Origin of the sequence: Holophaga foetida DSM 6591, from assembly GCF_000242615.2 — a bacterium.
Lineage (GTDB): Bacteria > Acidobacteriota > Holophagae > Holophagales > Holophagaceae > Holophaga > Holophaga foetida.
In genome coordinates this window covers 1,060,260-1,074,870 of record NZ_KI912268.1, presented here as the reverse complement: position 1 = coordinate 1,074,870, position 14,611 = coordinate 1,060,260, and the positions used below count along the sequence as shown (strand labels likewise).

Genomic DNA, 14,611 nt, shown 5'->3' with positions numbered 1-14,611 from the left:
CCATGGACCCCAATCCCATCGATCCCACCCCGCGTCCCTGGCGTTCCCTGGAGGAACGGGCAGGCCTTCCGGGCGAACCGGAAGAGTTCCCCGCCGGGGCCTCCGAAGCACCCGCCGGGCTCGGTCGTCGCCGCTTCCTTCAGTTGCTTGGCGCTTCCGCTGCCCTGGCCGCTACCGTGGCCTGCGACCGCAAGGGGGTGCCCCTGGTGCCTTACACGAGACGGCCCACGGAAGGGGTGCCGGGGGTCACGAACTTCTATGCCAGCGCCTTCCCGGAGGCGGGAAAGGCCCATCCGGTCCTGGTGAGGACCCGGGAAGGCCGTCCGGTCCATGTCTCTGGCCACGACCTGGGGGGCAAGGCGCCCCTCAGGGCCACGGCGGATCTTCTGGGGCTCTACGATCCGGATCGCCTGCGGGGACCGCTGGCCGACGGGAAGCCCATCTCCTGGGATCAGGCTCTGGAGCGCCTGGCTCGGGGGTTTAGCAATGGAAGGCCCGTGCTCCTGGTGACCGGGGCTTCCGCTTCTCCCACGAGGGAGTGCCTCCTCCGGGATCTGGGCGAGGCCGTACCCGGCCTTGAGTGGCTCTCCTGCGAAGGTCTGCCGGGTGCGCCAGTGGATCTGCGGGGCTGGAAACCCCGTCTTGAGCCGGTCAAGGTGCTGCTCTCTCTGGGCTCGGATTTCCTGGCGGGAGACGATCCCTCCCTCGTCGAGGCCTATGCCAGGCGGCGGGAGCCCGGCGAAGGGATGCTGCGCCTCTGGGCGGCCGAAGGCTCCATGAGCCTCACCGGCGCGAATGCCGACCACCGCATCCTTCTCAAGCCAAGCCAGGTGGCGGCCTTCGCCTCGGCCCTCGCCCAGGCTCTGAAGGCTGGCCAGGGTGTCCATCCAGCCCCGTCTGACCTGGAGTCCGGAGTGTGGGGGGCTCTTGTGGAGGACCTCCGTTCGGCAGGCCCCAGGGCGCTGGTGCTCTGCGGCCCGGCTTTGCCGGAGGCCGCGCATCGGGCCGTCCATGCCCTCAACCGGCAGATGGGATCCCTGGGGCTGGCTTTCGAGCCGGAAGGGGTCGCCTCTGGGCTGAGGGCTTCCCAGGTGCTGCCACGGCTTGAGTCCGGGCACTACGGTGCGGTGCTCTTCTGGGGATGCAATCCGCTGTACACCTCACCCGAGGCGGGGCGGTGGAGGAGCGCCCTGGCGCGGGTTCCTTTCCGCTGCTGGATGGGCCTCCAGCAGGACGAGACCTCGACGGCCTGTTCCCTCCTGCTGCCCGAGCACCACTGGCTGGAGGCCTGGGGCGACCACGCCCTGTCCGGGGGGCGGCTGGCCCTCCAGCAGCCCGTGGTGGGCGCTCTCCATGACTCCCGCCAGGGCGAGGATGTGCTCCTGGCCCTCCTGCGGACCCGGGGGAAGAGCGCGTGCTCAGGCTACTTCGACTACCTGAAGGAGCGCTGGCGCCGGGAGGTCCAGCCTCCTGGGAGCGCCGTGCCCTTCGAGCGCTACTTCGCTTCGGCCCTGCATGAGGGCTTGGTGAAGGCCAGGGTCCTCATCCCGCCCATTCCGGCAGCGGTCCGGGAATCCACACCCGTGCCAGAGTACGGGGCCGACGCTTTCGAGCTCCTGCTGGCGCCGGATCGCCGTATCTTCGACGGGCGCTACGGCAACAACGGCTGGCTCCAGGAACTGCCGGAGCCCGTCTCCAAGACCGCCTGGGGCAATCCCCTGATGATCTCCCCCGCCGATGCCCATCGGTTGTCGCTGGCGGATGGGGATATGGTCCGCCTGGATGCCGGGCCCGAACACCTGGAACTGCCGGTCTGCATCCAGCCCGGCCAGGCTCCGGGCGTCCTCTCCCTGACCCTGGGTTATGGGAGGAGTCATGGGCGGGTGGCCAAGGGCGTGGGGGTCAATGCCTTCCCGCTCCTGGATCCAGCCGGGAGCGGGCTGCGGACGGGCGTCGCATTGCGCAGGCTGGGGGCGCGAATGGAGCTTCCCCGAACCCAGGGACACCATCGCATGGAGGGCCGGGATATCCTCCGGATCCAGGAGGGTGGGCACGCCCATTCCTCCCATGCCCCCCACGAGCTTCCTTCCCTCTATCCGCCCCAGGTCTTCGGAGAACAGCGCTGGGGCATGGTGGTGGACCTCAACCGTTGCGTGGGCTGCAGCACCTGCGTCCTGGCCTGCCAGAGCGAGAACAACATCCCCGTCGTGGGCCCGGAGCAGGTGGCCAGGGGTCGGGAAATGCACTGGCTGCGCATCGACCGCTACTATGAGGGCGATCCGGCCAACCCCAGGGCGGCGCACCAGCCCATGATGTGCCAGCACTGCGATCACGCCCCCTGCGAAAACGTCTGTCCGGTGAACGCCACCAACCACAGCCCCGATGGCCTCAACCAGATGGTCTACAACCGCTGTGTGGGCACCCGGTACTGCGCCAACAACTGCCCCTACAAGGTGCGTCGGTTCAACTTCCTTGAATACAACTACGCCAGGAAGGAGCCGGAGCTCCTTGCCCATAATCCCGAGGTCACCGTCCGGCCCCGGGGCGTGATGGAGAAGTGCACCTTCTGCATCCAGCGCATCCAGGACGCCCGGGTCCGGGCCAAGCTGGAGAAGCGGCCCCTGAAGGACGGGGACATCACTCCGGCCTGCGTTGCGGCCTGCCCTGCCGGGGCCATCGTCTTCGGCGATCTCAAGGACCCCCATTCCCGGGTGGTCCACCTGGCAGAGGATCCCAGGGGGTACAAGGTCCTGGAGGAACTGGGTGTCCGCCCGGCAATTACCTACCTCGCCGCTCTCCGCAACCCCCTTCGGGGAGGGAAGTCATGAGTGATCAGCTGACACTGCCCGAGGTCCTGCGGGAACCCGCCCTCACCGTGGGCACCGTGACCCCCGGCTCCCTGGATGACCAGGTTCTGGCCTTTCCCGAACGCCGTCCGCCCCTCAAGTGGTTCGTGGCCATCGCCTGCACAGCCCTCATCGCCGCCATCGGCATGGGCTTCATCGGCTACACCGTCGCAACGGGCATCGGGGTCTGGGGCAACAACAGCCCGGTCTTCTGGGCCTTCGACATCATCAACTTCGTGTTCTGGGTGGGCATCGGCCACGCCGGAACCCTGATTTCCGCCATCCTCTTCATCTTCCGGAAGCGGTGGCGGAACGCCATCGCCCGCTTCGCCGAGGCCATGACCATTTTCGCGGTCATGTGCGCCGGGCTCTTCCCCCTGATCCATGTGGGACGCCCCTGGCTGGCCTTCTGGCTCTTCCCCTATCCGAACCAGCGGGCCCTCTGGACCAACTTCCGCTCACCCCTGCTCTGGGACGTATTCGCGGTCAGTACCTACTTCGCTGTGTCGGCCATGTTCTGGTATCTGGGACTTGTGCCGGATATCGCCTCGTTGCGGGACCGCACCACCTGCAAGTGGCGCAAGCCCATCTACACCGTGCTGGCCGTGGGCTGGCGGGGGGCGGGCTCCCACTGGCAGCACTACGAGAAGGCCTACCTGCTCCTGGCGGGGTTGGCCACGGGGCTGGTGCTGTCGGTGCACAGCGTCGTCTCCTTCGACTTCGCCACTTCCCTGGTGCCGGGCTGGCACATGACCATCTTCCCGCCCTACTTCGTGGTGGGCGCCATCTTTGCGGGCTTCGCCATGGTGGTGATGGTGCTCATCGTGGTGCGGGAGTCCATGGACCTCCAGAACCTCATCACCGACTACCACCTCGAGGTCATGAACAAGGTCATCCTGGGGATGTCCTGCCTCATGGGCTACGCCTACCTGATGGAGGGCTTCACGGCCTGGTACAGCCAGAACGAGTACCTCCACCACACCTTCATCAACATCATCTCCGGCACCTACGGCTGGGCCGGCTGGCTCACCATCGCCTGCAACGTGGTGATACCCCAGCTGCTCTGGTTCAAGCGCTGCCGCACCTCCTACTTCTGGATGATCCTGGTGGCGGTGGGCGTGACCGTGGGCATGTGGTTCGAGCGCTTCGTCATCATCGTCATCTCCCTGCACCAGGACTATCTCCCTTCGGCCTGGCGGATCTACAAGCCCACCCTGGTGGACTTCGGCATCCTCTTCGGTTCCCTGGGGCTCTTCTTCACCCTGGTCCTGATCTTCGCCCGGGTCCTGCCGGTCATCGCCACCACCGAGGTGAAGGGCATCCTGCCGGGGGCCCAGCCCAAAAAGCATTAGTTGATCCCGACGATAGGCTTGCCTCAGCCAAATCCGGGGAACCCAGGGGATTATGTTCAGGCTACGGAAAACAATAAAAAACAGGATGGACAGGATGGACAGGATAAAGCGAACAGCGGGCATCCATGGTTCACAGAGGCGCTACCTAGCCAAGCCTATCCCCGTGCATCCCCGTTTATCCTCGGCCAATGATCTTTTGAGCCGGGGATGCACGGGGATAAACGGGGATAGACCTTACCCTGTCCCGGGGGCGAACCCGATCGATATGCGCAGCTCCGCGCAGGTGTCTCCGCAGCCAAGCCTGTGTTTCCCTCACTTGTCACATCCTTCAGCCAGCGATGGACAGCGATGAACAGCGAAAAAAGACAAACGATGGGTCCTGCGGCCGTCCTCGGCCTCTTCGATAGCGCCGATGCCCTGCTGCACGCCATTCCCAAGGTCCGGGAAGGGAAGCTGGGGCGCCTGGAGACCTATACGCCCTATCCCATCCACGGACTGGACGAGGCGCTCCAGTTGCGCCGCTCACCCCTGGCGGGAATGGTCGTGGTGATGGCCTTCCTGGGGGCCATTGTGGCCCTCGCCATGCAGGGGTGGATGAGCGCGGTGGACTACCCGGTCATCACCGGCGGCAAGGCGCCCTTCTCCTGGCAGGCCTTCGTGCCCATCATGTTCGAGCTGATGGTGCTCTTCGCTACCTTCACGGCGGGACTGGGGATGCTCTTCCTCCTCAACCGCCTCCCCTTCTTCGGTCATCCCGTGCTTTCCTCCAGGGCCATCCGGGGCATCACCCGGGATCGCTTCGCCCTTTCGGTGGAGGCGGAGGGCGGAAGTCTGGATCCTGAAGCCGCTACCGCCTTGCTGAGCGCTGCCGGGGCCAAGGATATTGAAGTCCTGTCTTTGCCTGCCCGGGCGGAAATCCTGGATTCCGCCTTCATCCTGCGGGCCCTCGGGGGGATCGTGGTGGCCTGCGTGGTGGCAGGGGGGCTCATGTTCGCGGCCATCAAGCTCTTCCCGGTGCTGCCCCCCATGTCCCACATGCAGGAGCAGGCCAAGCTCAACCCTTACAAGCCAAGCACTTTCTTTAAGGATGGCCACGGGATGCAATACCCGGTGCCGGGCACCGTGGCCCGGGGCTACCTCCCCATGGGCCCCCGGACCCCGGAAGAGGCCAATGGCCTGGTGAATCCCCTTCCGCGCACCCGGGAGAACCTGGAAAGGGGCCGGGAGGCCTATACGAATCGCTGTGCGGTTTGCCATGGCCCCCTGGGGGATGGGGTGCCGACCCTGACGGCGGCCTACAACGCCAAGCCCGCCAACTTCGTTTCGGAGGAATTCCGCAAGGCCCCGGACGGCCGGTACTACTGGGCCATCGTGATGGGGAAGAACGCCATGCCCTCCCAGGCGGCGGACATGCCCGAGGAGGATCGCTGGGCCGCCATCCATTATGTGCGGGTCCTCCAGCGGGCCCAGAACGCCAAGGATTCGGATCTTGAGGAGACCAAGCCATGAGCCTCAATGCCAAGCGTCTTTGGGGCGTCACCCTGCTGGGCCTGGCGGGCATCCTGGCGGTTTATTTCGTGGCCGGGCCCGCGCGGTTCTGGCTCAACTGGGTGTTGTGGTTCGTCTTCCTGCTGACCCTGGCCTTGGGTTCCCTGTTCATGGTGGCCCTCGAACACCTGGTTTCCTCCCGCTGGAGCGTGCCCATCCGGCGCATCCCTGAGCGGCTCTCAACCCTGCTCCTGCCCCTGGTGCCGGTTGGCATGATCGCCCTGGGTGCTGTCCCGGTGCTCTACCCCGGGGCCCGCCCCGAAGCCCTGGCCAACAAGCTGCTGGCGGGGAAGGCCTTCTGGCTGGGACTGCCCTTTTTCTCGCTGCGGGTGGCCCTGTGCTTCCTGGCCTGGCTGCTGGCCCTGAGTGTGCTGGTGAGGGGCTCCCTGCGCCAGGATGAGAGCCGGGACCCCCAGTTCAATGTCCGCGCGCGCCGCTTCGCACCCCTGGCCATGGTCTTCTTCGGGTTGGGGATCACGGTGGTGGCCTTCGACTGGATCTCTGGGCTTGAGCCTGAGTGGTACAGCGACATCTTCGGCATCTACCTCTTTGCCGGGGCCTTCCTGTCGGCCCTCTCGGGCACCCTGCTCATGGTGCTCCACCTCCAGGGGCGGGGTCGGCTTCCGGAGGTGCGGAGGGATCATCTCTACAACCTGGGCGGCTTCATCTTCGCCTTCACGGTCTTCTGGTCCTACATCGGGTTCGCCCAGTACATGCTCATGTGGTACGCCGATCTGCCGGAGGAGGTGGTCTGGTACCAGAAGCGGACCCAGGGGGGCTGGCTGGCCGTCGTGATCCTCATGGGGCTCCTGCACTTCGTGATCCCCTTCTTCGCCCTGCTCACCCGGGATGCCAAGCAGGCGGGCCGCCGCCTCCACTGGGTGGCCTGGTCCATGCTCGCGGCCCATCTGCTGGACCTCTATTGGCTGATCTTCCCCGTTCTCATGCCGAACCCCGTCCTGTCCTGGCCGGAACTGAGCTTCGCCCTCTTCTTCCTGGGTGGGGCCTTCCTCTGGGTTCACAGGGTCAGGGAGCTTGGGGCGGACCTGCCGGTGGGTGACGCCTTCCTGAAGCAGGGATTGGAGTTCCGCCTATGATCGAGCGCTACCTCTCCCCCTCCGAACTCCGGCGACTGCTCTCCGCCCTGCTGGTGGTGGCGCTCTTCCTCTGCATCCTGACCCTTTTCGCCTTCCTCATCGTGCCCGGGACCCGCAACGCCAACGCTCCGGCGGCCGAGGTGCCTGTGGCTGCGCCCCAGGGCCAGTCCGGTTGGCTGGACCCCACGGCCTACCTGGCGGAGAAGGGGCGTACCGTTCCTCCCATCGATCCCAGGACCGTGATGAGCCCCAATCCCGAGCTGATGGCCCGGGGGAAGGCCATCTATGTCCAAACCTGCGCCACCTGCCACGGGGCGGAAGGGCAGGGGGACGGGCCCGGTGCCAAGGGGCTCAATCCTGCCCCCCGTCGATTCACTCAGAAGGAAGGCTGGAAGAATGGCCCGGGCATCCCGGAGATCTTCCAGACCCTGGAGAAGGGCGTTCCCGGATCCTCCATGGTTTCCTACAACTACCTCAGCAAGCGGGATCGCATGGCTCTGGTGCACGCGGTCCAGTCCCTGGGGCGCTTCGCGCGGGCCCAGGAGGACCCAAAGGCCTTGGAAGGTCTGGCCCGGCTCTTCGCCACCGCCGGGGAAACCATCCCGAACCGCGTTCCCGTGGCCAAGGCCCTGACCCTGATTGCGAAGGAGTCCCAGCCTGTTGCGAGGCTCGATCTCCGTGATCCGGCCGTCCGGGCCGCCGTCCTGGATCCCGAGCGAGCCGCCCAGACCCTGGCCCTCCTGCCGGGTTGGCGCCAGAGCGTCGAGCGCCTGGCTTCGGGTCTGTCCCAGGGGCTTCCGGGGAACGGCTTCTCGCCCATGGTGGCCACCTACTCCCGGGAGGAGTGGGGGGTGCTGCATCGGGCTCTGGTGACGCCATGAGACGATTTTTCGATAAAGATAAAAACGACTTCCACCACCAAGACTCCAAGGGCACCAATGAATCACCAAGGGCCTGCCACCGGTCAGCCGTAATGCCCAGGGCGAGTGCGAAAGCCAGCCCGTGTTACCAAGTTCCCCAGGGCTGGACCCTCCGGCCGCCCCGCTACGCGGGGGCGCGCCCGCAGGCGGACCCGGCAAGCCGCCCGCGTTCCGGGGGGGATAGGCGGCGAAGGCATGCGGGCGTGCCATGGCCGCCTATCCCTCCCGGAACCAGGCCTGAGGGTCCCGGTTCGCGCATCAGGCTTTTCTTGGTGTTCTTGGTGTCTTGGTGGTGGAATTTTTTCTTTTGCTCGCAAACGCGTATGAAGCCCCTTTCCCTTCGGAGTCTTTCCATGAATCGATTGGCTTGGCTGCTGCCGCTTTTCCTCAGCTTGGTCCCGCTCCAGGCCCAGAATGCCTATACGCCGCTGGAAGCGGGGGTCGAAGAGAAGCTGGGTCAGCCTGTCCTGGCGGATATGGTGCTGAACGATGAAGACGGCAGGCCCGTCAAGCTGGGCAGCCTCATCGACAAGCCCACCATTCTCACCCTCAACTACTTCCGGTGTTCCGGCATCTGCACCCCCCAGCTCATTGGCGTGCTGGAGGTGGCCAATCTGGTCCAGGCTGAGCCCGGCAAGGACTTCCAGATCATCACTGTCAGCTTCGATGAACGGGACACCCCGGAAATGGCTTGGCAGAAACGCAGCAACTTCCTCAAGGAAATGACCCGGCCCTTCCCGCCCACGGCTTGGCGCTTCCTGACGGGCAAGGCCGCTGACACCAAAGCCGTCTGCGATTCGGTGGGCTTCCGATTCAAGCGGGAAGGGGACAGCTTTGCCCACGTCGGGGTGCTCATGATCCTATCGCCCAAGGGGAAGATCACGCGCTACATGTACGGCGTGAATTACTTGCCTGCGGAGCTTCAGATGGCCATCACCGAGGCCGCCCGGGGCGAAGCCCGCCCCTCGGTCAACAAGTGGCTGAAGTTCTGCTACACCTCGGATCCGGCCGGGAAGAACTACGTGTTCAGCGCCACCCGCCTGGTGGCTGTCATCACGCTTCTGGCCGTCGCCCTCTTCGTCGGCGTCCTGATGATTTCCAGCCGCCGAAAGTCCCGTCGCAACCATGGGGATCGCCTATGAACAGCAGTACCACTTCAGCCGGTATGGGCTTTCTCGCGGACGAAGGGCCTCGCAGAGGCTTGATGGCCTGGCTGACGTCCACGGACCACAAGCGCATCGGTATCCTCTACCTCTGGTCCATGCTGGCCTTCTTCATGGTGGGCGTCGGGGTAGGTGTCCTCATGCGCCTGGTGCAGTTGGATACCTTCCACCACCTGGTGACGGCCCGGACCTATAACGCCCTCTTCACGGTCCATGGCGTCATCATGATCTTTCTTTTCGTGGTGCCGGGGCTGCCCGCCGTCTTCGGCAACTTCTTCCTGCCCATCCTCATCGGGGCGAAGGACGTGGCCTTTCCCCGCCTGAATCTGGCGAGCTGGTATTTCTACATTGCCGGGGCCATCCTCGCCCTCCTCTCCCTGTTTACCGGGGGTGGGGCACCGGATACAGGGTGGACCTTCTACGCCCCTTTCAGTCTCCAGACCGGCACCAATGTCACCCTGGCGGTCTTTGCAGCCTTCGTGCTGGGTTTCTCCAGCATGCTGACCGGCATCAACTTCATCACCACCATCCACCGCCTGCGGGCTCCGGGGATGTCCTGGTTCCGCATGCCCCTCTTCTGCTGGTCTCTCTACTCCACTTCCTGGATCCAGATTCTGGCCACCCCCGTCCTGGCCATCACCCTGATCCTCGTGATGCTGGAGCGCCTATTCGGGATCGGCATCTTCGACCCCACCAAGGGAGGCGATCCGCTCCTCTACCAGCATCTCTTCTGGATCTACAGCCACCCGGCGGTCTACATCATGATCCTTCCGGCCATGGGGGCCATTTCGGAGATCATGCCCACCTTCAGTCGCAAGCCCATCTTTGGATACACGGCCATCGCCTTCTCGAGCATGAGCATCGCCGGGGTCGGGAGCCTGGTCTGGGCCCACCACATGTTCACCAGCGGCATGAGCGAGTTTGCCAACATGGTCTTCTCGCTCCTGACGATGATCGTGGCCATTCCCAGCGCCATCAAGGTCTTCAACTGGGTCAGCACCCTCTACAAAGGCTCCATTGACGTCCAGCCCCCTCTCTTTTATGCCCTCACCTTCATCTTCCTCTTCTGCATCGGAGGGCTCACCGGGGTCATGCAGGGGGCCCTTTCCATCAATGTCCACGTCCACGACACCTACTTCATCGTGGGGCACTTTCACTACGTGATGTTCGGAGGGACGGGCTTCGCCTTCTTCGCGGCCCTGCTCTACTGGTTCCCCAAGATGTTCGGGCGGATGTACTCCAAGAAGCTCATTATCGCGGCCTGGTTCCCGCTCTTCGTGGGCTTCAATATGCTCTACTTCGGCATGCTGGTGCTGGGGATGCAGGGCATGCCCCGGCGCTACTATGAGCATCTCCCCATGTTCCACGCCGGGCACCAGGTGGTTACGGTGGGCTCCTGGCTGCTGGCCCTGGGTCTGGTGATCTATCTGGTGGCCCTGATCTGGGCGGCCCGGAAGGGCCCCCGTGCGGAGGGGAATCCCTGGGGCGGTGTGACCCTTGAGTGGACCTTGCCATCCCCCCCCATTACGGAAAATTTCGAGGAGATCCCGGTGATCGACCATGGCCCCTACGAGTTCCGGAAGGGAGGTCAGCATGGTTGAGCATCGGGACGATTTTGGCTCCAAGCTGGGCATGTGGCTCTTCCTGGTGACGGAGATCCTGCTTTTTGGTGGGTTATTTATAGCTTATTCATATATGCGGGCCCGCTATCCGGTGGAGTTCCACCATGCGGGAGCTGAGCTCAATGCCACCCTGGGCGTGACCAATACCTTCATCCTGCTGACCAGCAGCCTCAGCATGGCCCTCGGCATCGTGGCCATGCAGCGGGGACAGGAACTCTGGTCCAGGATCCTGGTGGGGTGCACGGTCCTTCTGGGCCTGGTCTTCCTCTGCATCAAGGGCGTCGAATGGGCGGCCAAGTTCCACCACGGCCTCTACCCGGATTCAGCCCGGATCCTTACCCTGCCTCAGGGCGAGCGCATCTTCTACGGCCTCTACTTCAGCATGACTGGGCTCCATGGGCTCCACGTGATCGCTGGCATGGGCGTGCTGTCCGTCATGCTCGTGATGATGCTGCGGGGACGCATCCATCCCGGGCACTACACGCTCCTGGAAAACGGTGGCCTCTACTGGCATCTGGTGGATGTCATCTGGATCTTTCTGCTTCCCCTCTTCTACCTGGCGGCCTGAATGGATACCTCCCACCCTTCCACTGAGCATGGCCACCCGGGCTACGGCACCTTCATTGCTGTATGGATCTGTCTGGTCGTCTTCACCCTCGTTCTGGTAGGCCTCAGCCACCTGGGGCAGGGGGCTGCGGTCTGGGGGCTGCTCACGTTGACCCCCCTCAAAGCAGCGCTGGTCTTCTACTTCTTCATGCACCTGCGCTATGAGGGTCCCCTGCTCAAGGGGGTGGTCTTTGTGGCCCTGGGCACCCTGCTGATCTTTTTCGCGCTCATGTTTTCCGATGTGGCGTTTCGCTAGGAGGTCCCATGGACTGGATGACCCAAGCCTCGACCTCGGCCCAGCGCTCAGACCTCGTTTTCCTGGCTGTGCTGGGGATTTCTGTCCTGGTGCTGCTGATCATCACCCTGGCCATGATTTATTTCGTGATCCGGTACAGCCGGAAGCGGCACCCTGTCGCGGATCAGATTGAGGGAAGCACCCCGCTGGAAATCACCTGGACGGTCATCACCGGAGCGATCTTCCTGGCGATCTTCTACTTCGGCTGGACCAACTTCGACTACATGCGCTCCGCCCCCAGGGATTCCATGGTGGTGGAGGCAACAGGTCGCCAGTGGAGCTGGTCCTTCAAATACCCCAACGGCAAGCAGACCGGCGTTCTGTACGCGGTGCTGGGCAAGCCCATGAAGGTGGAGATCCGGTCTGCGGATGTGATCCACGGATTCTTTGTCCCGGCCTTCCGTCTCAAGATGGATGCGGTGCCTGGGAGGGTGAACACCACCTGGTTCGAACCCACCAAACTGGGGGCCTTCGATATCGAGTGCACGGTCATCTGCGGCGTGAGCCATTCGGTAATGCTCTCCAAGGTCGTGGTGGTCTCCGAAGACGACTTCAAGGCCTGGTATTTCGGGGATGAGAGCGCACCCGAACCCGGGCGGAAGGCCCTGGCCCAGGGATCCACGGCACCTCCCCAGGCCATGGACCCCGGTATCAAGGTCATGCAGGCCAATGACTGCCTCTCCTGTCACTCCCTGGATGGCACGCCCATGGTGGCGCCCACCTTCAAAGGGATGCTGGGGCGCAAGGAGGAAATCCTGATCGACGGAAAGCCGCGCCAGGTGGTGGTGGACGAGGCCCAGATCCGGAAGGCCATTCTGGATCCCCAGGCCCAGCCGGTTCGGGGTTATCCACCCTCCATGCCCCCTTACGCCCTGGATGCCAAGGACCTGGACGCGGTGGTCGCCACCATCAAGGCCGCCAAGTGAGGGGCTGCGGGGTGGACCCACTGCTTATCCTGCCTGCGGGTGGAGGGCTTGCGGTCATCCGTCACTGGGCGGTGCTGACCAAGCTGCCCATCGCCATGGCCTCTACGCTGACGGCCCTCATCGGATACCGGCTGGCGGGGGGGGCATGGAGCTTGGCTTGCCTCACCCTGTCGGCGGCCACGCTCTTTCTGGCCATGGGGGCGGCTGCGCTGAATGAAATCCAGGAGCGGAGCTGGGACGCTCGCATGGACCGGACCCGGCATCGGCCGCTGCCCAGTGGGTCAATCTCAGTGAACAGGGCCGGGGGCGGGGCTCTGGTGATGGTGGTTGTCGGGATGGGCGGATTGATGGCTTTCGGTCTGGGCTCCGCCGGGGCGGGCCTGCTCGCCCTGGTCTGGTACAACGGGGTCTACACCCCTTTGAAACGCCATACGGCCTGGGCGGTCCTGCCGGGAGCGCTCATCGGGGCCATCCCCCCCTTCATCGGGTGGATGGCGGCAGGCAGGGGCCCCCTCGCGGCCCCGGTCCTGGTGTTCGCCGTGGTGATCTTCCTTTGGCAGGTACCCCACTTCTGGGCTCTGGTGCTCATCCACAGCCGGGACTACGCACGGGGGGGATTCCCAACCCTGGATCAACGGCTCTCCGGTCCTGGATTGGCTCGTCTGACCTTTGCCTGGGTCTTGCTCCTGGCGACTTCCTCTGTGCTGATTCCGGGTTCAGGCCTGATCGTGAGTCCGGCAGGTATGGCGCTCCTGGTCATCGCGGACCTTGTCCTCCTGTGGGGAGGGTGGGGGATATTCCGGGACACCCCTGGGAAGGCCGGGCGGGTGTTCCATGCTGTGAATGCCTTTGCCCTACTGCTTGCTGCCCTTGTCCTGCTGGACCCATGGTTGCGCTGAATGGTCAGCGCCCCAGGGGGATCTTGAAGTCCGGGGGGAGCGGGGGCTGCTGGGGAGACTGCTGAGTCGGCACGGGCGGCGGGGTGCTGAGGGGAGGGGCGGCGATGGGAGGGGCAGCCAGCGACCCGCCGGCTTCACGGCCCCCACCGGCGCTGATGGCCATGCCGCGCTCCATGTTGGAGCGGGACATGTCTGCGGTGGAATTGATGCCTTCGAGCTTGAGCTTGAATTCCCCGACATTGGTGGCCCGCTTCATGGCCTCGTCGACTGTGATCAGGCCCTCGCCCAGGAGGAAATAGAGGCTCTGGTCGAAGGTCTGCATGCCGTACTGGCTGGTGCCCTGGGCGATGACATCCCGCAGGCCCTTGGTCTTGTCCTTGTCTTCGATGCAGGATCGGACCGTTTCCGTGGCCACCAGGAGCTCCACAGCAGGCACGCGGCCCTGGCCATCGGCCCTGGGCACCAGGCGCTGGCTCACCACGGCCTTGAGGACCTGGGAGAGTTGCAGGCGGATCTGCTTCTGGTGGTGGGGCGGGAAGACTGAGATGATGCGGTTGATGGTCTCCGTGGCATCCAGGGTGTGGAGGGTGGAGAAGACCAGATGACCGGTTTCCGCAGCATGGATGGCGGTTTCGATGGTTTCGTAGTCGCGCATCTCACCCACCAGGATCACGTCCGGGTCCTGACGGAGGGCGGCCCGCAGGGCTGTGGCGAAACTCTTGCAGTCCGCCTCGACCTCCCGCTGGTTCACGATGGAGAGGTTGTCCCGATGCAGATACTCGATGGGGTCCTCGATGGTGAGGATGTGCTCGCTGCGGGTGGCATTGATGAGATCGATCATGGCCGCCAGGGTGGTGGACTTGCCGGAGCCTGTGGTGCCCGTCACCAGCACCAGGCCGCGTTGTTCCTCGCAGATCTTGGTGAGGGCCTTGGGCAGCATCAGATCCTCGATGCTGAAAATGCGCCTGGGAATGACCCGGAGCACCATGCCCACGGTGCCACGCTGGTTGAAGATGTTGCAGCGGAAGCGGCCCAGGGCCGGCACCGAATAGGCGATATCCAGGTCCAGGTTCTCCTTGAACTTGGACTTCTGGCGTTCAGAAGCCATGATGCTGTACGCCATGGCGATGGTGTCCTCCTGCACCAGCTTCTTGAACTGGGTGAGGGGGGTCAGGCGGCCCTTGACACGGGCGATGGGAAAGTTTCCCACCTTCAGATGGAGGTCCGATCCGCCAAGATCGACAACCGTGGTGAGCAGTTCATTGATGTGCATGGCGGACTCCGATGGGCTGGGCTATTCCGATCTTCACAGGCTGGGTGCCCCCATTTTAGGCCAG

At 64.4% G+C, this 14,611-nt stretch carries 12 protein-coding genes; 11 read left to right on the top strand and 1 reads right to left on the bottom strand.

The window, feature by feature from the left end; genetic code table 11:
• The first annotated feature begins 2 nt into the window (after positions 1 to 2).
• The 11 genes from HOLFODRAFT_RS19370 to HOLFODRAFT_RS19350 all read left to right on the top strand — a co-directional run bounded on the left by HOLFODRAFT_RS19370 (position 3) and on the right by HOLFODRAFT_RS19350 (position 13,274).
• Complete coding sequence (locus HOLFODRAFT_RS19370) at positions 3 to 2,828, top strand: TAT-variant-translocated molybdopterin oxidoreductase (RefSeq protein ID WP_005034223.1); 2,826 nt, start codon at positions 3 to 5, stop codon at positions 2,826 to 2,828.
• Entirely contained in the window at positions 2,825 to 4,198 is a 1,374-nt protein-coding gene (gene nrfD / locus HOLFODRAFT_RS0204635) for an NrfD/PsrC family molybdoenzyme membrane anchor subunit (protein WP_005034226.1), read from the top strand. The genes HOLFODRAFT_RS19370 and nrfD overlap by 4 nt, the downstream gene beginning before the upstream one ends.
• Positions 4,199 to 4,570: 372 nt before the next feature.
• Positions 4,571 to 5,707: a quinol:electron acceptor oxidoreductase subunit ActD gene (locus HOLFODRAFT_RS22615; protein ID WP_052572459.1), complete on the top strand. Its 1,137-nt coding sequence runs from the start codon at positions 4,571 to 4,573 to the stop codon at positions 5,705 to 5,707.
• Positions 5,704 to 6,843 carry a hypothetical protein gene (locus HOLFODRAFT_RS0204625; RefSeq protein ID WP_005034230.1) on the top strand — a complete coding sequence of 380 codons (1,140 nt, stop codon included), beginning with the start codon at positions 5,704 to 5,706 and terminating at the stop codon, positions 6,841 to 6,843. Before HOLFODRAFT_RS22615 ends, HOLFODRAFT_RS0204625 begins: the two co-directional genes overlap by 4 nt.
• Entirely contained in the window at positions 6,840 to 7,724 is an 885-nt protein-coding gene (locus HOLFODRAFT_RS22610) for a c-type cytochrome (RefSeq protein ID WP_005034232.1), read from the top strand. The genes HOLFODRAFT_RS0204625 and HOLFODRAFT_RS22610 overlap by 4 nt, the downstream gene beginning before the upstream one ends.
• Before the next feature lie 392 nt (positions 7,725 to 8,116).
• Positions 8,117 to 8,905, top strand: a complete 789-nt coding sequence (locus tag HOLFODRAFT_RS19355; RefSeq protein ID WP_005034239.1) for an SCO family protein — start codon at positions 8,117 to 8,119, stop codon at positions 8,903 to 8,905.
• On the top strand, positions 8,902 to 10,527 hold the full coding sequence (locus HOLFODRAFT_RS0204610) for a cytochrome c oxidase subunit I (RefSeq protein ID WP_005034241.1): 1,626 nt from the start codon (positions 8,902 to 8,904) through the stop codon (positions 10,525 to 10,527). Before HOLFODRAFT_RS19355 ends, HOLFODRAFT_RS0204610 begins: the two co-directional genes overlap by 4 nt.
• Positions 10,520 to 11,116, top strand: a complete 597-nt coding sequence (locus HOLFODRAFT_RS0204605) for a cytochrome c oxidase subunit 3 family protein (protein WP_005034244.1) — start codon at positions 10,520 to 10,522, stop codon at positions 11,114 to 11,116. Before HOLFODRAFT_RS0204610 ends, HOLFODRAFT_RS0204605 begins: the two co-directional genes overlap by 8 nt.
• A complete protein-coding gene (locus HOLFODRAFT_RS0204600) occupies positions 11,117 to 11,410 on the top strand; it encodes a cytochrome C oxidase subunit IV family protein (protein ID WP_005034246.1) in 294 nt (97 codons plus the stop codon).
• Positions 11,411 to 11,418: 8 nt separating this feature from the next.
• Positions 11,419 to 12,375, top strand: a complete 957-nt coding sequence (coxB, locus tag HOLFODRAFT_RS0204595; RefSeq protein ID WP_005034248.1) for a cytochrome c oxidase subunit II — start codon at positions 11,419 to 11,421, stop codon at positions 12,373 to 12,375.
• Positions 12,376 to 12,386: 11 nt separating this feature from the next.
• The gene (locus HOLFODRAFT_RS19350) at positions 12,387 to 13,274 is read left to right on the top strand and encodes a protoheme IX farnesyltransferase (RefSeq protein ID WP_005034250.1); all 888 of its coding nucleotides are present in this window, start codon (positions 12,387 to 12,389) and stop codon (positions 13,272 to 13,274) included.
• Positions 13,275 to 13,278: 4 nt separating this feature from the next.
• Here the strand turns inward: HOLFODRAFT_RS19350 and HOLFODRAFT_RS19345 are convergent, their stop codons facing one another.
• The gene (locus HOLFODRAFT_RS19345) at positions 13,279 to 14,547 is read right to left on the bottom strand and encodes a type IV pilus twitching motility protein PilT (protein ID WP_005034251.1); all 1,269 of its coding nucleotides are present in this window, start codon (positions 14,545 to 14,547) and stop codon (positions 13,279 to 13,281) included.
• Positions 14,548 to 14,611 lie beyond the last annotated feature (64 nt).